At 72.0% G+C, this 20,791-nt stretch carries 16 protein-coding genes and 2 pseudogenes; 11 read left to right on the forward strand and 7 right to left on the reverse strand.

The window, feature by feature from the left end; translation table 11 throughout:
• Positions 1-102: 102 nt before the first annotated feature.
• Positions 103-1,371, reverse strand: a complete 1,269-nt coding sequence (locus IG78_RS0118860) for an MFS transporter (protein ID WP_037686368.1) — start codon at positions 1,369-1,371, stop codon at positions 103-105.
• Between the two features lie 327 nt (positions 1,372-1,698).
• Positions 1,699-2,366: pseudogene (locus IG78_RS45910) on the reverse strand (LD-carboxypeptidase); the annotation flags it as partial.
• A 180-nt stretch (positions 2,367-2,546) separates the two neighbouring features.
• Here IG78_RS45910 and aroQ point away from each other — a divergent pair.
• Positions 2,547-3,016: pseudogene (aroQ, locus tag IG78_RS0118870) on the forward strand (type II 3-dehydroquinate dehydratase); the annotation flags it as partial.
• Positions 3,017-3,027: 11 nt separating this feature from the next.
• On the opposite strand, the gene IG78_RS0118875 reads toward aroQ, so the two are convergent.
• On the reverse strand, positions 3,028-3,684 hold the full coding sequence (locus IG78_RS0118875) for an MBL fold metallo-hydrolase (RefSeq protein ID WP_030564672.1): 657 nt from the start codon (positions 3,682-3,684) through the stop codon (positions 3,028-3,030).
• A gap of 9 nt (positions 3,685-3,693) precedes the next feature.
• The gene (locus IG78_RS0118880; protein ID WP_030564673.1) at positions 3,694-4,392 is read right to left on the reverse strand and encodes a maleylpyruvate isomerase family mycothiol-dependent enzyme; all 699 of its coding nucleotides are present in this window, start codon (positions 4,390-4,392) and stop codon (positions 3,694-3,696) included.
• 236 nt (positions 4,393-4,628) lie between these two features.
• Between IG78_RS0118880 and uvrA the strand changes: the two genes are divergently transcribed.
• Positions 4,629-7,769: an excinuclease ABC subunit UvrA gene (gene uvrA, locus IG78_RS0118885; RefSeq protein ID WP_037686371.1), complete on the forward strand. Its 3,141-nt coding sequence runs from the start codon at positions 4,629-4,631 to the stop codon at positions 7,767-7,769.
• 251 nt (positions 7,770-8,020) lie between these two features.
• Complete coding sequence (locus tag IG78_RS0118890; protein WP_051852743.1) at positions 8,021-8,890, forward strand: crotonase/enoyl-CoA hydratase family protein; 870 nt, start codon at positions 8,021-8,023, stop codon at positions 8,888-8,890.
• Positions 8,891-8,973: 83 nt separating this feature from the next.
• Here the strand turns inward: IG78_RS0118890 and IG78_RS0118895 are convergent, their stop codons facing one another.
• Complete coding sequence (locus IG78_RS0118895; RefSeq protein WP_030564678.1) at positions 8,974-9,558, reverse strand: YceI family protein; 585 nt, start codon at positions 9,556-9,558, stop codon at positions 8,974-8,976.
• Between the two features lie 112 nt (positions 9,559-9,670).
• On the opposite strand from IG78_RS0118895, the gene IG78_RS0118900 reads away from it, so the two are divergent.
• The gene (locus IG78_RS0118900) at positions 9,671-10,531 is read left to right on the forward strand and encodes a helix-turn-helix domain-containing protein (protein WP_030564680.1); all 861 of its coding nucleotides are present in this window, start codon (positions 9,671-9,673) and stop codon (positions 10,529-10,531) included.
• A 63-nt stretch (positions 10,532-10,594) separates the two neighbouring features.
• On the opposite strand, the gene IG78_RS0118905 is transcribed toward IG78_RS0118900, so the two are convergent.
• Positions 10,595-11,449 carry a carbohydrate kinase family protein gene (locus tag IG78_RS0118905; RefSeq protein WP_051852756.1) on the reverse strand — a complete coding sequence of 285 codons (855 nt, stop codon included), beginning with the start codon at positions 11,447-11,449 and terminating at the stop codon, positions 10,595-10,597.
• Between the two features lie 510 nt (positions 11,450-11,959).
• On the opposite strand from IG78_RS0118905, the gene IG78_RS0118910 reads away from it, so the two are divergent.
• Positions 11,960-12,379 carry a Rieske (2Fe-2S) protein gene (locus tag IG78_RS0118910; RefSeq protein ID WP_030564684.1) on the forward strand — a complete coding sequence of 140 codons (420 nt, stop codon included), beginning with the start codon at positions 11,960-11,962 and terminating at the stop codon, positions 12,377-12,379.
• A gap of 20 nt (positions 12,380-12,399) precedes the next feature.
• On the opposite strand, the gene IG78_RS0118915 is transcribed toward IG78_RS0118910, so the two are convergent.
• A complete protein-coding gene (locus IG78_RS0118915) occupies positions 12,400-13,305 on the reverse strand; it encodes a hypothetical protein (protein ID WP_051852757.1) in 906 nt (301 codons plus the stop codon).
• Positions 13,306-13,715: 410 nt separating this feature from the next.
• On the opposite strand from IG78_RS0118915, the gene IG78_RS0118920 reads away from it, so the two are divergent.
• The 6 genes from IG78_RS0118920 (at position 13,716) to whiA (ending at position 20,573) form a co-directional block, all read left to right on the forward strand.
• Positions 13,716-14,381 carry a papain-like cysteine protease family protein gene (locus tag IG78_RS0118920; RefSeq protein WP_030564688.1) on the forward strand — a complete coding sequence of 222 codons (666 nt, stop codon included), beginning with the start codon at positions 13,716-13,718 and terminating at the stop codon, positions 14,379-14,381.
• A gap of 5 nt (positions 14,382-14,386) precedes the next feature.
• A complete protein-coding gene (locus IG78_RS0118925; protein ID WP_030564689.1) occupies positions 14,387-15,277 on the forward strand; it encodes a hypothetical protein in 891 nt (296 codons plus the stop codon).
• Positions 15,278-15,445: 168 nt separating this feature from the next.
• The gene (gene uvrC / locus IG78_RS0118930; RefSeq protein ID WP_078965573.1) at positions 15,446-17,596 is read left to right on the forward strand and encodes an excinuclease ABC subunit UvrC; all 2,151 of its coding nucleotides are present in this window, start codon (positions 15,446-15,448) and stop codon (positions 17,594-17,596) included.
• 48 nt (positions 17,597-17,644) lie between these two features.
• Complete coding sequence (rapZ, locus tag IG78_RS0118935; RefSeq protein ID WP_030564692.1) at positions 17,645-18,580, forward strand: RNase adapter RapZ; 936 nt, start codon at positions 17,645-17,647, stop codon at positions 18,578-18,580.
• Positions 18,577-19,593 (forward strand): gluconeogenesis factor YvcK family protein, encoded by a 1,017-nt coding sequence (locus tag IG78_RS0118940; RefSeq protein ID WP_051852744.1) that lies wholly within the window; start codon positions 18,577-18,579, stop codon positions 19,591-19,593. Before rapZ ends, IG78_RS0118940 begins: the two co-directional genes overlap by 4 nt.
• Positions 19,584-20,573, forward strand: coding sequence for a DNA-binding protein WhiA (gene whiA / locus IG78_RS0118945; protein WP_030564696.1), 990 nt, complete (start codon positions 19,584-19,586; stop codon positions 20,571-20,573). The genes IG78_RS0118940 and whiA overlap by 10 nt, the downstream gene beginning before the upstream one ends.
• The last annotated feature ends 218 nt before the right edge of the window (positions 20,574-20,791 follow it).

A 20,791-nucleotide genomic window follows, 5' to 3' on the forward strand; every position in this document is an offset into this window, starting at 1 on the left:
CCGGGGCTGGTGCCCACCCGGGGGGCGTACGTGCGGTCCGGCCGGGCACCACGCCGCACCACACGTACGCCCCCCCGGCGGCTTCCGGGAAGCGGCGTACGGTCACCCCGCGACCGGCACCGCCACCTCCTTCCGCGCGGGCCGCGTCTCCGGAAGCAGCGCGAAGCACCCGAGGCTCAGCACCGCCATCGCCGCCAGATACGCGGCCACACCCCACGGAGTGCCCTCGCCCCGGGCCGCCGCGGTCGCCACCATGGGCGTGAGCGCGCCCCCCAGGACACCGGCGAGGTTGTAGCCGACCGCCGCGCCCGTGCAGCGCACGCGGGGCGCGTACAGCTCGGGCAGATAGGCGGAGACCACGGCAAACATCGAGACGAACGCGAGCATCGCCACCAGGAAGCCGAAGAACATCAGGAGCGGCTCCCCCGTGGCCAGGAGCGCGACCATCGGGAACATCCACAGGGCGGTGGCCGCGCACCCCGCAAGACACATCGGCCGCCGCCCGTACCGGTCGCCGAGCAGGGCCGCCACCGGCGTCAGGGCGCCCTTGACGACGACGGCCGCCATGATGCAGGCCAGCATGACCGTACGGCTCACGCCGAGCCGCTCCACGCCGTACGCCAGAGACCACGTCGTGACCGCGTAGAACACCGCGTACCCGACCGCGAGCGCGCCCGCGGTGAGCAGCACCAGGCGCCAGTGCTCGCGCGCCACCTCGACGAAGGGCACGCGCGCGTGCTCGCGCACCTGAAGGAAGTCCGGGCTCTCCACGAGCGAGGCGCGCAGTACGAGACCGACCAGGGCGAGGAGCCCCGCCCCCCAGAAGGGGATCCGCCATCCCCAGGACGCGAACTGGGCGTCCGTCAGTGTCGCCGAGAGCGTCAGCATGACGCCGTTGGCCAGCAGGAACCCGATCGACGGGCCGACCTGCGGGAAGCTCGACCACAGCGCGCGCCGCTCGGGCGGTGCGTGCTCGGCGGTGAGCAGGACCGCACCGCCCCACTCGCCGCCGAGCCCCACGCCCTGGACGAAGCGCAGCACCAGGAGCAGCAGGGGAGCGGCCACGCCGATCGACTCGAACGTCGGCACACAGCCGACGGCCACGGTGGCCAGACCGGTCATGAGCAGCGAGAGCACCAGGACGGGCCGCCGGCCGCGCCGGTCGCCGAGATGCCCGAAGAGCACGGAGCCGAGGGGACGGGCCACGAAGCCCACACCGAAGGTCGCGAACGCGGCGAGCGTTCCCGCCAGTGGGGAGAAGGTCGGAAAGAACAACGGCCCGAGGACGAGCGCCGCCGCGGTGCCGTAGATGAAGAAGTCGTAGAACTCGATGGCCGTTCCGGCCAGCGACGCGGCGGCGAGCCGTGGCAGCGAAGGGCCACCTGGGGCCCGCTCTGTTGACGGAGAGTGACTATTGTGCACGTTGCGTCAACTGCCCGGTGTGACGGGCGGTTACGGGGGCGTGCGGAGGTCGGCCTTCGGGGGCGGCTTGACCACACTCGTCGCGGCGGCCCTCGTCACCTCCTTCGGGATGATGATCTACGGCCCCACCACGTCGGCGTTCATCAACCGCCACGCCGGTGGCCTTCGGTCGCCGGGACGTATCACACCGGCCGATTCACGAAGGTGCCCCGCCTCGCCAAGCTCCTGCGGGTCCGGACCCCCGCCGACCGCGGGCCCGGCCAGCCCTGGCGGCCCGGTACTCCGCCGGGCGTACGCGGAGAGCGCTCGGAGTACGGCCTCGCGCTGCTCGTGTGCGTAACGGGTGCGCTCCTCGGGGCCGGTGGGGTGCTCGAAGCTCCAGCGCTTGGCGCGGCCCATGATCAGCGCGGCGAAGCGGGTGAGCAGTCCGCGCTCGCCGAGGCAGCGCAGGATCCGGAACACCTCGGTGGCGGCGGGGAGTTCCTCGGTGGTCTCCAGGAACGGCACATGCCCGTTGTACTCGGCGGGGTCCCGGGCCACCTCGCGGTCGGCCGTCAGGAGCTCGGACAGGATCTCCAGGCAGCCGCCCCAGGTGCGGCCCTCCACGACCCGCTCGGCACCCTCCACAGGAACGCGTGCAGGTTGGTGTTGTCGCTGAACCCGAAGAACGGCTTGGGGCTGGCGCGGATCAACTCCCGGTCCAGATGCGGCAGGACGGTGATCTGGTCGTCGCCCCCGATGCTCGCCATGACCGCCTTCACGTCCGGGTCGGCGAACGCGGCGTGCAGGTCGTCGGCGCGCTCCCGCGGCGAGGCGCCCATCCTGCGCGTCGTCGGATACTCCACCGGCTCCAGGAGGAAGTCCTCGCGCAGCCGCCGCAGGCCCAGTTCGAAGGGGAGCGGGAAGAGTCCGGGCAGACCGGCCGAGGGCGACACGATCGCCATGCGGTCGCCAGGAACGGGCTTCGGCGGATACAGCGGGTGCGCGGGGCGGGTGGGGCGCGGCCCGGCCGGTGGTCCTGGTGGTCCTGCGGGCGTGATCATGGCGGCGGCCTAGGCTGGGACCGGCGCTCAGGCACCGTGATAAACCATCTGTGAGCAGTAGCCCGACGCATGGAGGACCCTGTGCCCCACACCCTCGCCACCGCCCCGGTCATGATCCTCAACGGGCCGAACCTGAACCTCCTCGGCAAGCGTCAGCCGGAGATCTACGGCACCGACACGCTCGCCGACGTCGAGGCGATGTGCGCCGAGGCGGCCGCCGCGCACGGGGGGACGGTCGACCTGCGCCAGTCCAACCACGAGGGCGAGCTGGTGGACTGGATCCACGAGGCGCGCGAGCAGCACGCGGGCATCGTCATCAACCCGGCCGCGTACTCGCACACCTCGATTGCGATCCTGGACGCCCTCAACACCTGCGACGGACTGCCCGTGGTGGAGGTCCACATCTCCAACATCCACCAGCGCGAGGCGTTCCGGCACCACTCGTACGTCTCCCAGCGCGCCGACGGCGTCATCGCCGGATGCGGGGTGCAGGGGTACGTGTTCGGTGTCGAGCGGGTGGCGGCGCTGGTGGCGCGGGCCTAGCCCGCGCGCACCAGCAAGATCACCAGCCGCGCGTGCGCCACTCCGAGAGGTGCGGCCGCTCGGCGCCGAGGGTCGTGTCGTCGCCGTGGCCCGGGTAGACCCACGTCTCGTCGGGCAGCGTGCCGAAGATCTTCGTCTCGACGTCGTCCATGAGGTTCGCGAACCTCTCCGGGTCCTTCCAGGTGTTGCCGACGCCCCCGGGGAACAGGCAGTCACCGGTGAAGACGTGCGGGTGGCCGTGGGGGTCGTCGTACACGAGGGCGATCGAGCCCGGGGTGTGGCCCACCAGATGCCTGGCCGTGAGCGTGATCCGGCCGAAGGCGATGGTGTCGCCGTCGTCGACCAGGACGTCCGTGGGCACCGGGATGCCCTCGGCGTCCTCGCGGCCCGCGTACGTGCGCGCACCCGTGGCCGCGACCACCTCCGCCAGCGCCTGCCAGTGGTCCCCGTGCTGGTGCGTGGTGACGACGGACCCGATGCCGTCGTCACCGATCAGCGTCAGCAGCGTCCGGGCCTCGTTGGCCGCGTCGATGAGGAGCTGCTCGTCGGTGGCCCGACAGCGCAGCACGTAGGCGTTGTTGTTCATCGGCCCGACCGCGACCTTGGAGATCATCAGGTCCTGCAACTCGTGCACGTCCGCGGCTCCGCCGACCCGCACCGCTCCGCTGTACGTCATGGCGCCAGCCTATAGCGGGGGGAGGGCGGGAAGAGGGCCGCCTTCGGAGGTCAGCTCGGCCGCGAGGGCGTCGCCGCCGCGGCGCCCGGCGAGCCAGCCGACCAGGGCCGGAGCCGGGCCGGTGACGGTCACCTCGGGGTTCTCCGCGGAGCGGCCCGTGCGCCACGCGCGCGTGCCGTCGCTGACGCTGGTCGCGGGCACGTCGGGGTTCCCCGAGAAGCGGTCGGTGAGGAAGTCGGTCTCGCGTGTGAGGAACTCGGCCGGCAGGTCTTCGAGCTCGTACCCGACCCCCAGGTCGACGTGGTGCAGCTCCAGCTCGACCCAGCGCCGGAACGGCACCCGTGACGCCGAGTCCGTGACGCCGTTGCGCATCGTGATGGTACGGGACCAGTCGGCGGGGAGCGCGGCCTGCGCCTCCAGGCGCGCGGCGGACTCCCGCAGGTCGACGAGGTGGGCCGCGATCGGCCGGGGCGCGTCCCGCTCGATGTCGGCGTCGCGGGCGGTACCGCTCACGTACATGGGCCGCCCGGCCAGCACGTTCACGAGCGCGTCGGCGTTCCGCGCCACGTGGGCGAGGACATGGCCCCGCGTCCAGTTGGGAAGCAGGGACGGCTCGGCCGTCGAGACATCGTCCAAGGCGGTGGCTGCGGCGAGCAGCCGTTCGGTCGCGTCACGTACAGACGCCAGGTCGCGCACATGATCAATCATGAGCCCGACGATAGCTTCGCCACACGTTCGGGTGAAGGCGGTGGATGAGCCCCGCAAATCGAATGCCCGTGCTATACGCTCGATGATGGCATCGGGCACTCTTGATGGTCGGGCTTCATCCCTCCCCGACTTCGTCCACTCAGAGATCCAGCCCGGCGTTGTCAGTGGGTCGCTCTAGTCTGTGAAGGACGGGGGCCCCGCCCCTGTCACTTCTCTCAAGAAAGGTGCGGACCGGCGTGGCCGACCGTCTCATCGTCCGTGGCGCGCGCGAGCACAATCTCAAAAATGTCTCGCTCGACCTCCCGCGTGACTCCCTCATCGTCTTCACCGGTCTGTCCGGGTCCGGCAAGTCCTCGCTCGCGTTCGACACGATCTTCGCCGAGGGGCAGCGCCGGTACGTCGAGTCCCTGTCCTCGTACGCCCGCCAGTTCCTCGGTCAGATGGACAAGCCGGACGTGGACTTCATTGAAGGCCTCTCCCCGGCGGTCTCCATCGACCAGAAGTCGACCTCGCGCAACCCGCGCTCCACGGTCGGCACCATCACCGAGGTCTATGACTATCTGCGCCTGCTCTTCGCGCGCATCGGCAAGCCGCACTGCCCCGAGTGCGGCCGCCCGATCTCCCGCCAGTCGCCGCAGGCCATCGTCGACAAGGTCCTCGAGCTGCCCGAGGGCAGCCGCTTCCAGGTCCTCTCGCCGCTGGTGCGCGAGCGCAAGGGCGAGTTCGTCGACCTCTTCTCCGACCTCCAGACGAAGGGCTACAGCCGCGCCCGGGTGGACGGCGAGACCATCCAGCTCTCCGAGCCGCCCACGCTGAAGAAGCAGGAGAAGCACACCATCGAGGTGGTCGTCGACCGCCTCACCGTCAAGGACAGCGCCAAGCGCCGCCTCACGGACTCCGTGGAGACCGCGCTCGGCCTCTCCGGCGGCATGGTCGTCCTGGACTTCGTGGACCTCCCCGCGGACGACCCCGAGCGCGAGCGGATGTACTCGGAGCACCTCTACTGCCCCTACGACGACCTGTCCTTCGAAGAGCTCGAGCCCCGCTCCTTCTCCTTCAACTCGCCCTTCGGCGCCTGCCCAGACTGCACCGGCATCGGTACGCGGATGGAGGTCGACCCCGAGCTGATCGTCCCCGACGAGGACAAGTCGCTCGACGAGGGCGCCATCCACCCCTGGTCGCACGGCCACACGAAGGACTACTTCGCACGCCTGGTCGGCGCCCTGGCCGACGCGCTCGGCTTCGCTACGGACATGCCCTGGGCCGGCCTGCCGCAGCGCGCCAAGAAGGCACTCCTGAACGGCCACAAGACCCAGATCGAGGTCCGCTACCGCAACCGCTACGGCAGGGAGCGGGTCTACACCACCGCCTTCGAAGGCGCCGTCCCCTTCGTCAAGCGGCGGCACAGCGAGGCCGAGAGCGACTCCAGCCGCGAGCGCTTCGAGGGCTATATGCGCGAGGTGCCCTGCCCCACCTGTGAGGGCACGCGCCTCAAGCCGATCGTCCTCGCTGTCACGGTGATGGGGAAGTCCATCGCCGAGGTCTCCGCGATGTCCATCAGCGACTGCGCGGACTTCCTCGCCAGGCTGAAGCTGACCGCCCGCGACAAGAAGATCGCCGAGCGCGTGCTGAAGGAGGTCAACGAACGGCTGCGCTTCCTGGTCGACGTCGGCCTCGACTATCTGTCGCTGAACCGCGCCGCGGGCACCCTCTCCGGCGGTGAGGCCCAGCGCATCCGCCTGGCCACGCAGATCGGCTCCGGGCTCGTCGGCGTGCTCTACGTCCTGGACGAGCCGTCCATCGGCCTGCACCAGCGCGACAACCACCGCCTCATCGAGACCCTTGTCCGGCTGCGCGACATGGGCAACACCCTGATCGTCGTCGAGCACGACGAGGACACCATCAAGGTCGCCGACTGGGTCGTCGACATCGGCCCCGGCGCGGGCGAGCACGGCGGCAACGTCGTGCACAGCGGCTCCCTGAAGGAGCTGCTCGACAACGACAAGTCGGTCACCGGGCAGTATCTGTCGGGCAAGCGGGCCATCCCCGTCCCCGACGTCCGCCGCCCCGCCGACCCCACGCGCAGGCTCACGGTGCACGGCGCCCGCGAGAACAACCTCCAGGACATCGACGTCTCCTTCCCGCTCGGCGTCCTCACGGCCGTCACGGGCGTCTCGGGATCCGGCAAGTCGACGCTGGTCAACGACATCCTCTACACGCACCTGGCCCGGGAGCTGAACGGCGCCAGGTCCGTCCCCGGGCGGCACACGCGCGTGGAGGGCGATGACCTCGTCGACAAGGTGGTGCACGTCGACCAGTCGCCCATCGGCCGCACCCCGCGGTCGAACCCGGCGACGTACACCGGAGTCTTCGACCACGTCCGCAAGCTGTTCGCCGAGACCACGGAGGCCAAGGTCCGGGGCTATCTCCCCGGTCGCTTCTCCTTCAACGTCAAGGGCGGCCGCTGCGAGAACTGCTCCGGCGACGGCACCATCAAGATCGAGATGAACTTCCTCCCGGACGTGTACGTCCCGTGCGAGGTCTGCCACGGCGCGCGGTACAACCGCGAGACCCTGGACGTGCACTACAAGGGCAAGTCCATCGCCGAGGTCCTCGACATGCCCATCGAGGAGGCGCTCGACTTCTTCGAGGCGGTGCCCGCCATCGCCCGCCACCTGCGGACCCTCCACGACGTGGGCCTCGGGTACGTCAGGCTCGGCCAGTCCGCGCCCACGCTCTCCGGAGGCGAGGCCCAGCGCGTGAAGCTCGCCAGCGAGCTCCAGAAGCGCTCCACGGGCCGCACGGTCTACGTCCTCGACGAGCCGACCACCGGTCTGCACTTCGAAGACATCAGCAAGCTCATCACGGTCCTCTCGGGGCTCGTCGACAAGGGCAACACGGTCATCGTCATCGAGCACAACCTCGACGTGATCAAGACCGCCGACTGGGTCGTCGACATGGGCCCGGAGGGCGGCAGCGGCGGTGGCCTCGTCATCGCCGAGGGCACCCCCGAGCAGGTCGCCGGCGTGCCCGCCAGCCACACCGGCAAGTTCCTGCGGGACATCATCGCCGCGGACCGGATCAGCGACGCGGCGGTGCCGCAGGCGCGCAGGGGCGCGAAGAAGGCCACCGTCAGGAAGACAGTGGCCGCCGCGGCGACCACCAAGAAGACGGCCACGGCTAAGACCGCCACCAAGCAGGCAGCCACGAAGCAGGCGCCCACGAAGCAGGTGGCTCCCAAGCAGGCGGCCACGAAGCAGGCGCCCACGAAGCAGGCGGCCACTAGGCAGGCGGCGGCCAAGAAGGCGGCGCCCAAGAAGACGGTTGCCAAGAAGGGTGCTGCCAAGAAGGCCGCCACGCGGTCTCGCACGGCCTGAGTGCCAGGGCCGGTCCGTGGCCGGTTCGGGGGGCGGTCTCTCCGGCCCCGGCCCCGGCCCCGGTTCCGGCCCCGGCCCCGGTTCCGGCCCCGGCCCCGGTTCCGGCCCCGGCCCCGGTTCCGGTCACGTCAGCGCGTCGTCCCCGCAGGGACGGCGCGCGGACGTCTTGTTGTGCGTGCGCCGACGTGATCGGCTGGGCCGTGCGGGCCCCGGGCCCGGCGCGGACAAGAGCAGCGAGGAGAGGGCGGACCATGACCGAGGAGACGACGCACGCCAAGCCCGACGCCCCGCCCGTGCGGGTCGAACGCAGCGGCCCCGTCACCACGGTCGTCCTCTGCCGCCCGCACGCGCGCAACGCGGTCGACGGCCCCACCGCCCGTGCGCTCGCCGACGCCTTCCGGGCCTTCGACGCCGACTCCGAGGCCTCGGTCGCCGTCCTGTGGGGCGAGGGCGGCACCTTCTGCGCGGGCGCCGACCTCAAGGCCCTCGGCACGCCCGACGCCAACGACGTCACCGAGATCGACGACGCGAGCGGCACCGACGGCACCGACGGTCCCGACAACGGGCCGATGGGGCCGACGCGCCTGAACCTGTCCAAGCCAGTGATCGCCGCGGTCTCCGGTCACGCCGTCGCGGGCGGCCTGGAGCTGGCGCTCTGGTGCGACCTGAGGGTGGCCGAGGAGGACGCCGTGTTCGGGGTGTTCTGCCGCCGCTGGGGCGTACCGCTCATCGACGGCGGGACGGTGCGGCTGCCCCGGATCGTCGGCGAGGGCCGCGCCCTGGACCTCATACTCACCGGTCGTCCGGTCGACGCGGCGGAGGCCCTCGGCATGGGGCTCGTCAACCGCGTCGTACCGAAGGGGGCCGGGCGTGCGGCGGCCGAGCGGCTCGCCGCGGAGATCGCCGCGTTCCCGCAGACCTGTCTGCGGCACGACCGGCTCTCCGCCCGCGAACAGCACGGGCTGAACGAACGGCAGGCCCTCGCGGGCGAACTGCGGCACGGCCTGCACTCGCTCGCCGAAGCGGCCGAGGGCGTCGCACGGTTCGCCGCGGGAGCGGGACGGCACGGCGCCTTCGGCCCCGATGACCGCGGCGTACCTCCTGGGGCCGAACCCCGGTAGTCGCGACACCGGACCCCGGTAGCCGCAACAACGGTGTGCCAGGGTTGCCAGGGCCCGCGACAACGCACCCCAGGACCCGCTACCTACGCCTCCCCGGTGCCCGGCTCCGAGAACTGCATGTCCAACTGGATCTTCACGACCTCGCCGAGCATGCCGGGGGCGAACGTGAGCCCGTACTCGCTGCGGCGGATCTCGCCCGTCGCCTCGAAGCCGGCGTGCCGGACCTCGCCGAACGCGCCGAGGCCGCCGAACTCCACGGCGAGCGTCACCGGGCGGGTGACGTCGCCGATCGTCAGGTCGCCCGCCATCGTCCACTCCTCACCGGCGCCCGTGATCCGCCGCGAACGGAACGCCATCGTCGGACGGTGCTCCACATCGAGCAGGTCGGAGGCGCGCACGTGCGCGTCGCGGTCGGTGTTGCCGGTGTCGATCGACGCCAGGGCGATGGTGGCGTTCACCGCGGTGTCCTCCAGGGTCTCGCCCACCACCAGCTCCGCGTCGAACTCCGTGAAGCGGCCCCGCACCTTGGAGATGCCGAGGTGGCGGATGGTGAAGTTGACGGCCGAGTGCAGCGGGTCGTGCGCCCAGCGGCCCGCGGGCAACGGCAGGGCGGGGACGGCGGTGGAGGTCAGGGAATCAGCGGCGGCGGTGTTGGTCTCGAAGCTCATGCCGTCCACTCTGCGGCGGCGCGGGAACCCGAGGGAGGCCGGGCCGAGACTGGTAGTGGCAGGGACACGCTGAGGGCGGCCAGGCCGGAAAGCGTCCTGGTACGTTCGAACGGTGAGCGACAACGAGCTGGGAGCCTTTCTGCGCGCCCGCCGCGAAGCCGTCACCCCCACCGAAGTGGGGCTGCCGAGCGGCCCGCGCCGCCGCACCCCCGGGCTGCGCCGCTCCGAGGTCGCCACCCTCGCGGGCATCAGCGTCGAGTATCTGACCCGCCTCGAACAGGGGCGCGACCGCAACCCCTCGCCGTCCGTGCTCGGTTCGCTCGCCGACGTACTGCGGCTGACCGTCGAGGAGCGCCTGCATCTGCGCCGCCTCGACCGGGCGAGCAGCGGGGCGGACGACCCCTGCTGCTCGGCGGCGCCGCCGCCCGCCCTGGCCGTGCGCCCCACCGTGCGCGCCCTCGTCGACCGCCTCGAACCCACTCCGGCGGTGCTGCTCAACCGGCTCAGCGACGTCCTCACGTACACGACGGGCTACGAACGGATCGTCCGGCCCCTCGGACTGCTCGACGACGACAGGCCCAATCTGATGCGCTTCGTCTTCACCGACGTACGGGCGCGCACCGCGTTCACCGAGTGGGACCTCGTCGCCGACGACCAGATCGCGGTGCTGCGCAGCGAATCGCCGATGATCGACCTCCATGTGCGCGAGTTCGTCGACGAGTTGACGGTGCTCGCGGGGAAGCCGTTCGCCGAGCGCATCGAAGGTGTCCCCGGTGTGCCGCGCCGTAGCGGCGTGCAGAGCCTGACCCACCCGCAGGTGGGTGCGCTGCGCCTCGCGTACGAGTCGCTCGCCCTGCCGGACGTGGACGGGCAGCGGCTGCTGGTCCACCTGCCCGCGGACGACGCCACCACGGCGGCGCTCGATCGTCTGAACGGCCGTCGGCCCGGCGGCCTGCGCGTGGTGGGCGACTGACCCGGCCCTACGTCTCCTGGGGCCCCTACGGCTCCTGGCGTCCTTGCGCCCCGCCCGGCGCTTCTACGCCTCGCCCAACTCCCGCGCGTACGGCGGCTCCGCGCCCGCGCGCGAGCAGGTGATCGCCGCCGCGCGCGCCGCGAACCGCAGTACCGCCTGCCAGTCGTCCGCGCCGAGGCCCGCCACCGCGTCCGCGGACAGCGCGTCGCGTGCGTCAAGGGCGTGCAGCAGCGCGGCGTTGACCGTGTCGCCCGCGCCGATCGTGTCCACGACGTCGACCGCGACACCGGGCACGGACACCTCGCCGCCGTCGCGTGTGAAGACGGAAAGGCCGTCGCCGCCCCGCGTCACCACCACGGCCGCGGGCCCCGCCGCCAGCCACTCCTGGGGCGTTCCGCCCAGCCAGCGCGCGTCCTCCTCCGACACCTTCAGGAGTGTCACCGACGGCAGCCAGCTCTTGAAGCGGGCGCGGTAGGCGTCGGCGTCGGGGATGAGACCGGAGCGGATGTTGGGGTCGAGCGCCGTGCAGACGCCGCGCTCCGCCGCGTCCCGCATCAGCTCCTCGTAGGCGGTCGCGCCCGGCTCCAGGGCGAGCGAGCAGGTCCCGAAGGACATCGCCCGTACGCCGTCCGGGAGCCGGGAGGGCGCCGAGAAGAGGCGGTCCGCGGTGCCGTCGACGTAGAAGGAGTAACCGGCGGAACCGTCCGCGCCGATCGAGGCGACGGCCAGCGTCGTCGGCTCGTCCCCGCGCTGGACGTACCGCACGTCGACACCGGCGGCCCGCAGCCCCGCGAGCAGCGCGTCGCCGAACGCGTCGGACGAGACCCGGGAGCAGAAGGCGGTGGGGGAGCCGAGGCGGCCGAGGGCGATCGCGGTGTTGTACGGGCCGCCGCCGAGGCGCGGCGCCAGCGCGGGCAGGGCGGGGACCCGGCCCTCGGCGCCCGCACCCGGGTTTGCGCCAGCGCCCGCACCCGGGTTTGCGCCAGCGCTCGCGCCTGGGTTTGCGCCAGCGCTCGCGCCCGGGTCTGCGCCCGCGCCCGGGTCTGCGCCCGCGCCCGGGCCCGCACCCAGGTTCCCACCCGGGCCCGCACCCAGGTTCCGGCCCGCGTCGGCACCGGCGTCGTCCACCCGCGCCGCGTGCCGTTCGTCCCGTGACGTCGGGGTCTGCGGAACGAGGTCGATCAGGGCCTCTCCTGCGACGACTATCACTGACGGTCCCCTTCCGCGCTCCCGTGCTCCCGTGCTCCGGTGCCCCGGTGGTGTGTCCCGACGGCGTACCGGCGGCGTCCTGCGCACAGGCTAGGGCCCGCGGGAGCGGGGTGCGGTCGATGCGGGCGGCACTCGGGCGCCGCGGAGCCGCACCCGGTCACCGGATCGCCCCCCGGTAGGGTCTATGCGTCGCTGAACCCCCTGACCTGTGGAGAGTCCATGCCCGGCACGTCCCCCGCCCGCCGTACCGTGCTGCGCGCCGCCGCGCTCGTCCCGGCAGCGGGACTCGGGCTCGCCGCCTGCTCGACCGGCGGCAACGGCAACCGGTCGGCGCCGAAGGAGCCGGTGGACCTGGGCGCGGCCGACGAGGTCCCGGTGGGCTCCGCCAAGCTCTACACCGACGAGAACGTGGTGGTCAGCCGGATCGCCGACGACGAGTACAAGGCGTTCAGCAGCATCTGCACCCATGCGCGGTGCCCCATCCAGAAGCTCAGGGGCTCCAAGCTGACCTGCCAGTGCCACGGCAGCGAGTTCGACGCCAAGAGCGGCAAGGTGCTCCGCGAGCCCGCCGTGTCACCCCTGGAGGAGCTGCCGGTGAAGGTGGAAGGCGGCAAGATCGTGGCGGGCCCAGGCGCCTGACCGGGCCCGAGCCCCCGAGCTCAACTCCAGTCCCACGACATTCCGACGAGCCCGGCCCGCACCTGCGGTTCCACGAGGTGCACCGACCGGTGGCTGCCGCTCAGCGTCAGCTCCTGGCGCCCCAGGCGCGGGGCGGCCGCCGAGTGCTGGGTGAAGCGGTGGCAGCGTACGGGTAGCGCGTTCTCGGCGAACCTGACCTGAAGGGCGTACTGGCCGCCGGCGAAGCTGAAACCGCGTACGTACTCGGTGCTCGTGCCGGCCGTGCCGTCCTCGAAGCCGTAACAGAACAGATGGGTGTCGCCCGCCCGTAGCCGCGCGTCGAACAGGAGCTCCGCGACCAGGACGCCGGTGTCGTGGTGCCAGCGCACGCGGCCGGTGCGACAGTTCTCCAGGGCGCGCACCTCCACGTGTTCGGGGGAGGAGCCGGGGTCGCCGTGATGGATGGCCAGGTAACGGTCGATGCCGTCCTTGTGGGAGCGCACGACGTGCTGGGAGTCGCGCCCGAGGAGTTCGCGGTGCGCGCCGATGCGTACGCGCTCGTGATGACCGACGGTGTGCAGACCGCCGTCGCGCGGCGCCTCCAGGTCGGCGAGCAGCGACTGCAGGACGTCCGACGCCTCCATCAGGGAGCGGTACGAGCGGGCGGCGGGCCGCTCCGCGTCCGGTCGCTCGTCGGCCTTGGCGAGCAGCCGGATCAGGGACTCCTCGGGGAGCCGCAGTATCTCCTCCAGGGCGCGTACGGCGCGCAGCGACTCGGCGCGCTGGGGGCGCCGCGCGCCCTGCTGCCAGTAGCTCAGGCTGGTCACGCCGACATGGACGCCCGCCCGCGCGAGGTGGTGGCGGACGCGCTGCAGGGGCAGCCGCCGGGCGGCGATGGCGGCCCGCAGGGCGACGTGGAAGGGGCCGGTGCGCAGGGCGGTGGCCAGGTCCTCCGCGCGGTCGTCCGAGGGCGGGGCGGGAGAAGCGAGGGAGGGGGTGGCGGGAGGAGAGGCGGAGGGAGTGGCGAGAGGAGAGGCGGAGGGAGTGGCGGGAGGAGAGGCGACGGGGGTGACAGGGGTGACAGGGGGAGAGGCGACGGGGGAGGCGTGGGGGGAGGCGTGCCGCACCGCAGGTCCTTTCTGTGAACGTTCACTGCGGCCGCGCGGGTGTACGCCCCGGCCGGGGCGGGCGGCCTGATGGGCGTACGACCGGTGTTCACACGGGTACGCCGCCGTTCACGCTGCAAGTCATTCCGCATTGAAGCGTGTTGACCTGCACCGGACAACACTTGATGCTCAATCGCAGCGTCCGGACGCGCTCCTCCACCTCTCACCCCACTTTGCTCGGGAGGAACGCGATGCACCACAGAAACAGCGGATTCAGCCGTCGCAGACGGATTTCCGCGCTCACCGCCGCCGCGGCGGCCTTCCTCGCCGTACCGGCGGCCACCGCCGCTGCCGCGCCCCACGGGACGCCGTCTCCCCACAGCGTGTCGTCGACCGACGCTCCGGCCGCCTCGGGAGCGGCCGGCACGTCGGCTCTCGCGGCCAAGCGTCTGAACATCACCATGCAGGCACAGCAGAAGACCAACTGGTGCTGGGCCGCGGCGGGCAACACCATCGCCACGTACCTGGGGAAGAACTACAGCCAGAACCAGTTCTGCAACGCCGCCTTCGGCCGCAACCAGAACACCGAGTGCCCCAACAACCAGGCCACCCTGGGCAATGTGCAGAACGCCCTGGCCTGGGCGGGCATCAACCGGGGCTCGTACGTCACGGGCTGGCTGCGCTACCCCACCGTGCAGGCGGAGATCGACGCCAACCGCCCGATCGAGACCCGCATCCTGTGGTCCAACGGCGGCGGCCACATGCACACCATCTACGGCTACGACACCGCCGACAACTGGGTGTACTGGGGCGACCCCTGGCCCTCCAGCGACCGCTACAACTGGGCCTCCCACGACTGGTACGTGAACAACAACACCTTCTCCTGGACCCACTCGCTGTACCGGATAGGGGCGTGAGCGCGATGACCCGTCACGAAACCCGCACCGGTCAGATCCTGAAGGCCACACTCACGGGGACGGCCGCCGCGCTGCTCCTGGGCCTCGCGGCACCGCACGCCACGGCCGACCCGGGCCCGGCCGCCCGTCCCGCGCCGCCCGCCCCGCCCGCGCCCAGCGCGCCCTCGGAGGCCGCCCGCGACGCCGCCCACGAAGCAGCCGAGGCCCCGAAGACCCTGGACACGCTCTCCCGCTTCTTCGCCCGCGAGGGAGCCGTCACCAAGGCGGCGGCCGACCCGCGCGTGCCGGGCGACAAGGCCGTACCCGTCTACTACTTGTCGCCGGACTTCGTCGCGGGCAAGGAGAGGGCGCCCATCGCCCGGATGGAGTTCCTCGCCAGCAGGGCGGTGTCGGCCGACGGCCAGGAGGCCTCCCTCTGGTCCGTCCGGCAGGGCGGCTCCTGGCAGATCGTGAACATCGCCACCGGGGACGACGAGACCCACTACGCGCGCGTGGGCGCCGACAAGCTCCCCGGAGGCACCGTCTTCCACGAGCCGCAGATCAACGCCTGGTACGTCACCAACGGTGCCCGCGTCCTGCCGCTCGACAAGGACGCCCGGCGGGCGGTCGGTGCCGGGGGCACGACCACCGCCGCCTATCAGCAGCGGGTGCACAAGGAGTACGGCGACAAGCTGCCCGGGTCGGCGTACGCGAAGTCCGGCAAGGCCGGGGGCTTCGCCGAGGGCGCGCAGGGTCCGGCCGGAGGCGCTTCGGCACCGGTCGAGAGCGCGGCGTCCCCTGCCGGGGCGGGCGGGGCGGTGACCGTCGCCTCCTCCGTGGCCGGAGTGGGGGCGCTGGTCGCGCTCGGTCTGTCCGGGGTCGCTGTGGTTCGGCGGCGGGGGCGTCGTCTGGGCTGAGGTGGTCACGGCCTCCGGCCGTGACGTTCCCCACCCGCCCGCCCCTCCAAGGGCGGGCGGGTCACCCCGAGCCGGAGGCGGTCCCGGGCCCCAGGCCGGAGGCCGACCGGAACCCGGGCGTTCGGCTGCCGCGACTGACTGTCACTGCTCGCCAGTAGGCTGTCCGACATGGCCGACCCTTCCAGCTACCGCCCCAAGCCGGGACAGATCCCCGACTCGCCGGGGGTCTACAAGTTCCGTGACGAGCACGGCCGGGTGATCTACGTCGGGAAGGCCAAGAGCCTGCGCCAGCGTCTCGCGAGCTACTTCCAGGACCTGGCGAACCTGCACCCGCGTACGGCCACGATGGTCACCACCGCGGCGTCGGTGGAGTGGACCGTCGTCGCCACGGAGACCGCGGCGCTCCAGCTCGAGTACACCTGGATCAAGGAGTACGACCCGCGGTTCAACGTGAAGTACCGCGACGACAAGAGCTATCCGTACCTCGCGGTGACGATGAACGAGGAATTCCCGCGCGTGCAGGTGATGCGCGGTCAGAAAAAGAAGGGCGTGCGCTACTTCGGCCCGTACGGCCACGCCTGGGCGATCCGTGACACGGTGGACCTCCTCCTTCGCGTCTTCCCCGTCCGCACGTGCTCCGCCGGCGTCTTCAAGAACGCCGCCCGCACCGGCCGCCCCTGCCTCCTCGGCTACATCGGCAAGTGCTCCGCGCCCTGCGTCGAGCGCGTCTCCCCCGAGGAGCACCGCGAACTGGCCGAGGACTTCTGCGAGTTCATGACCGGCCGCACGGGCACCTACATCCGGCGCCTGGAACGCCGGATGACGGAAGCCGCCGAGGACATGGAGTACGAGCGCGCGGCCCGGCTCCGCGACGACATAGAGGCCCTCAAGAAGGCCATGGAGAAGAGTGCCGTCGTCCTCGCCGACGCCACCGACGCCGATCTGATCGCGGTCGCGGAGGACGAGCTCGAGGCCGCCGTCCAGATCTTCCATGTGCGCGGCGGGCGCGTGCGCGGCCAGCGCGGCTGGGTCACGGACAAGGTCGAGGCCGTCTCCACGGCCGACCTGGTCGAGCACGCCCTGCAGCAGCTCTACGGAGAGGAGACGGGCGACGCCGTCCCCAAGGAGGTCCTCGTCCCCGCGCTGCCCGACCCCGTGGAGCCCGTCCAGGACTGGCTCACCCAGCGCCGCGGGTCGAACGTGTCGCTGCGCATCCCGCAGCGCGGCGACAAGAAGGCCCTCATGGAGACCGTCGCGCGCAACGCCCAGCAGTCCCTCGTCCTGCACAAGACCAAACGCGCCTCCGACCTGACCACCCGCTCCCGCGCCCTGGAGGAGATCGCGGCCGCCCTTGACCTCGACAGCGCCCCCCTGCGCGTCGAGTGCTACGACATCTCGCACCTCCAGGGCGACGACGTCGTGGCCTCCATGGTCGTCTTCGAGGACGGCCTCGCCCGCAAGAGCGAGTACCGTCGCTTCCAGATCAAGGGCTTCGCGGGACAGGACGACGTCCGGTCCATGCACGAGGTGATCACTCGCCGCTTCCGGCGCTATCTGGTCGAGAAGGAGAAGACCGGCGAGTGGTCCTCGGAGGAGGTGCAGGAGAGCCTCACCGAGGAGGACGGGCGGCCCAAGAAGTTCGCGTATCCGCCGCAGCTCGTCGTCGTGGACGGCGGGCAGCCGCAGGTCGCCGCCGCCCAGCGCGCCCTGGACGAGCTCGGCATCGACGACATCGCCGTCTGCGGCCTCGCCAAGCGCCTCGAAGAGGTCTGGGTGCCCGGCGAGGACGACCCGGTGATTCTGCCGCGCACCAGTGAGGGCCTCTATCTGTTGCAGCGGGTGCGGGACGAGGCGCACCGCTTCGCGATCGCCTACCAGCGGATGAAGCGGACCAAGCGCTTCCGGTCGAGCCCGCTGGACGACGTGCCCGGTCTGGGCGACGCCCGTAAGCAGACACTGATCAAACACTTCGGTTCGGTGAAGAAACTCCGGTCGGCCACCATCGACCAGATCTGCGAGGTGCCCGGCATAGGCCGCAAGACGGCGGAGGCCGTCCTGGTGGCCTTCGCCCAGGCGGCACCGGTGGCACCCGCCGTGAACACCGCCACCGGAGAGATCATGGAAGACGAGCAGGACGCGCCGCCCGCCCCCGCGGGTGACTCCGGCCACAGGGAGGAGCCCGCGGGGGCGCCAGATCCGCAGGAGCTCGCGGCCCCCACACGCGCGGGTGACGCATACGACGGCGAGCCGCCCGCGGGTGCGGGAGACTCACACGACGGGGAGGGGACCGGTCAGGACCGGGCCCCGAGCAACGGCTAGGGCGCCCACGCGCGTGGGCGCCGCACACAGACGACGGGGGATGGAGACATGAGCGAGCACGACGAAGACGGAGCGCAAGTGAGTACGGGCACGACCATCGAACCGGGCGAGGCGGCGGAAGCGGCCATCCCCGAACTGGTGATCATCTCCGGGATGTCCGGTGCGGGCCGCTCCACGGCGGCCAAGTGCCTGGAGGACCTCGGCTGGTTCGTCGTGGACAACCTGCCGCCCGCGCTGATCCCCACCATGGTGGAGCTCGGCGCCCGGTCCCAGGGCAATGTCGCGCGCATCGCGGTCGTCGTCGACGTCCGCGGGCGCCGCTTCTTCGACAACCTGCGCCAGTCCCTCGCGGACCTGGAGTCCAAGCACGTCACCCGGCGCATCGTGTTCCTGGAGTCCTCGGACGACGCCCTGGTGCGCCGCTTCGAGTCGGTGCGCCGCCCGCACCCGCTGCAGGGCGACGGCCGCATCGTCGACGGCATCGCGGCCGAGCGCGAACTCCTGCGCGAGCTGCGCGGCGACGCCGACCTGGTCATCGACACCTCCAGCCTGAACGTGCACGAGCTGCGCGCCAAGATGGACGCCCAGTTCGCCGGCGACGAGGAGCCGGAGCTGCGGGCCACGGTCATGTCCTTCGGCTTCAAGTACGGCCTGCCGGTCGACGCGGACCTGGTCGTGGACATGCGCTTCCTGCCCAACCCGCACTGGGTGCCCGAGCTGCGCCCGTACACCGGACTCAACGAGGAGGTGTCGGCGTACGTCTTCAACCAGCCCGGCGCCAAGGAGTTCCTCGACCGCTACACCGAACTGCTCCAGTTGATCGCCGCGGGCTACCGCCGCGAGGGCAAGCGGTACGTGACCATCGCCGTGGGTTGTACGGGCGGCAAGCACCGCTCCGTCGCCACGTCCGAGAAGCTGGCCGCCCGGCTGACCGCCGCCGGGGTCGAGACCGTCCTCGTCCACCGGGACATGGGGCGCGAATGAAGCCCAACCGCCGGGTGCTCCGCCTGAACCGCATGGGCCGCAAGCGGGGCGCCCAGCCCAAGGTCGTCGCCCTCGGCGGCGGCATGGGCCTGTCCGCCTCGCTCGCCGCGCTGCGCCGCATCACCGGCGACCTCACCGCCGTGGTGACGGTCGCCGACGACGGCGGCTCCAGCGGGCGGCTGCGTGCCGAGCTCGGGGTGCTGCCGCCCGGCGATCTGCGCAAGGCCCTGGCCGCGCTTTGCGGCGATGACGACTGGGGCCAGACCTGGGCACGCGTCATCCAGCACCGCTTCCAGTCCCGCGGCGACCTGCACGAGCACGCGGTCGGCAATCTGCTGATCGTCGCCCTGTGGGAGCAGCTCGGCGACCACGTCCAGGCACTCGACCTGGTCGGCAGGCTGCTCGGCGCGCAGGGGCGCGTGCTGCCCATGTCCGCCGTGCCGCTGGAGCTCCAGGCGCTGGTCAGGGGCCATGACCCGGACCGGCCCGACGACGTGGACACCGTCCGCGGCCAGGCCACGGTCGCGCTCACGCCGGGCGAGGTGCAGTCCGTGCACGTCGTCCCGCAGGACCCGCCCGCCGTCCCCGAGGCCGTCGAGGCCGTCCTGGACGCCGACTGGGTGGTTCTCGGCCCCGGATCCTGGTTCTCCTCCGTGATCCCGCACCTGCTCGTGCCCGAACTGCTCGACGCGCTCACGGAGACCAAGGCCCGCCGGGTGCTCTCCCTGAACCTCGCGCCGCAGCCCGGAGAAACCGAGGGGTTCTCTCCGCAGCGTCATTTGGAGGTTTTGGCCCGACACGCCCCTAAACTCGCCCTGGACGTGGTGCTGGCCGACGAGGCCGCCGTGCCCGACCGTGGATCCCTCACCGATGCCGCCAAGCGGTTCGGCGCCACGGTGGAGCTGGCGCCGGTGGCCCGGCAGGACGGCAGCCCCAGGCACGACACAGAGCTGCTGGCCGCCGCGTACGACCGTATTTTTCGGATGCATGGAAGGATCGGCCCATGGCGATGACGGCAGCGGTGAAGGACGAGATCTCCCGACTCCCCGTCACCCGGACCTGCTGCAGAAAGGCAGAGGTCTCGGCGATCCTGCGGTTCGCGGGCGGCCTTCACCTGGTGAGCGGCCGCATCGTGATCGAGGCGGAGCTGGACACGGCGATGGCGGCCCGGCGGCTCAAGCGGGACATCCTGGAGATCTTCGGGCACGGCTCGGAGCTGATCGTGATGGCCCCGGGCGGCCTGCGCCGCGGCTCGCGCTACGTCGTACGGGTGGTTGCAGGCGGTGACCAGTTGGCCCGGCAGACCGGTCTGGTGGACGGTCGCGGCCGGCCCATCCGCGGGCTGCCGCCGCAGGTGGTCTCGGGAGCCACCTGCGACGCGGAAGCCGCCTGGCGCGGCGCGTTCCTCGCGCACGGCTCACTGACCGAGCCCGGCCGTTCCTCCTCCCTGGAGGTCACCTGCCCGGGACCCGAGGCGGCGCTCGCCCTGGTCGGCGCGGCCCGGCGGCTGCAGATCGCCGCGAAGGCCCGCGAGGTGCGCGGCGTGGACCGGGTCGTCGTCCGTGACGGGGACGCGATCGGTGCCCTCCTGACGCGGCTCGGCGCCCACGAGTCGGTGCTCGCCTGGGAGGAGCGGCGGATGCGCCGCGAGGTCCGGGCCACCGCCAACCGCCTGGCCAACTTCGACGACGCGAACCTGCGCCGCTCGGCCCGCGCCGCCGTCGCCGCGGGCGCCCGGGTGCAGCGCGCCCTGGAGATCCTCGCCGACGAGGTGCCCGAGCACCTGGCGGCCGCGGGCCGGCTGCGCATGGAGCACAAGCAGGCCTCCCTCGAGGAGCTCGGCGCGCTCGCCGACCCGCCGCTGACCAAGGACGCCGTGGCCGGACGCATCCGGCGCCTGCTCGCCATGGCCGACAAGCGGGCGCAGGACCTGGGCATTCCGGGTACGGAGTCCAATCTGAGCGACGAGCTCGCCGACAACATGGTGGTCTGACGCCACCACGGACCCAGTCAGCCGCCGGTGCCCACGGGCCCCGGCGGCTTCTTCGTTGCCGTCGGCGCTCGCCGCGCCCCGCCCCGGCCGTGCTGCCGCCCCGCCCGTGCTGCCGCCCCGCCCGTGCGGGGAACCGCCCACCCGACGTATTGACATGATCATGAAGGGTGACAAGCCTGGCGTTCGCGCACAACCGTGCCGGACAACTGCAAGGGGGG

The organism is Streptomyces aureocirculatus (assembly GCF_000720475.1).
Taxonomy (GTDB): domain Bacteria; phylum Actinomycetota; class Actinomycetes; order Streptomycetales; family Streptomycetaceae; genus Streptomyces; species Streptomyces aureocirculatus.

Excerpts from the sequence above, each read along its gene's own strand:
- IG78_RS0118875 (WP_030564672.1), bottom strand. The coding sequence starts at position 3,684 with ATGACGTACAGCGGAGCGGTGCGGGTCGGCGGAGCCGCGGACGTGCAC.
- IG78_RS0118880 (WP_030564673.1), bottom strand. The coding sequence starts at position 4,392 with ATGATTGATCATGTGCGCGACCTGGCGTCTGTACGTGACGCGACCGAA.
- IG78_RS0118890 (WP_051852743.1), top strand. The coding sequence starts at position 8,021 with ATGACCGAGGAGACGACGCACGCCAAGCCCGACGCCCCGCCCGTGCGG.
- IG78_RS0118895 (WP_030564678.1), bottom strand. The coding sequence starts at position 9,558 with ATGAGCTTCGAGACCAACACCGCCGCCGCTGATTCCCTGACCTCCACC.
- IG78_RS0118910 (WP_030564684.1), top strand. The coding sequence starts at position 11,960 with ATGCCCGGCACGTCCCCCGCCCGCCGTACCGTGCTGCGCGCCGCCGCG.
- IG78_RS0118920 (WP_030564688.1), top strand. The coding sequence starts at position 13,716 with ATGCACCACAGAAACAGCGGATTCAGCCGTCGCAGACGGATTTCCGCG.
- IG78_RS0118925 (WP_030564689.1), top strand. The coding sequence starts at position 14,387 with ATGACCCGTCACGAAACCCGCACCGGTCAGATCCTGAAGGCCACACTC.
- uvrC (WP_078965573.1), top strand. The coding sequence starts at position 15,446 with ATGGCCGACCCTTCCAGCTACCGCCCCAAGCCGGGACAGATCCCCGAC.
- rapZ (WP_030564692.1), top strand. The coding sequence starts at position 17,645 with ATGAGCGAGCACGACGAAGACGGAGCGCAAGTGAGTACGGGCACGACC.
- IG78_RS0118940 (WP_051852744.1), top strand. The coding sequence starts at position 18,577 with ATGAAGCCCAACCGCCGGGTGCTCCGCCTGAACCGCATGGGCCGCAAG.
- whiA (WP_030564696.1), top strand. The coding sequence starts at position 19,584 with ATGGCGATGACGGCAGCGGTGAAGGACGAGATCTCCCGACTCCCCGTC.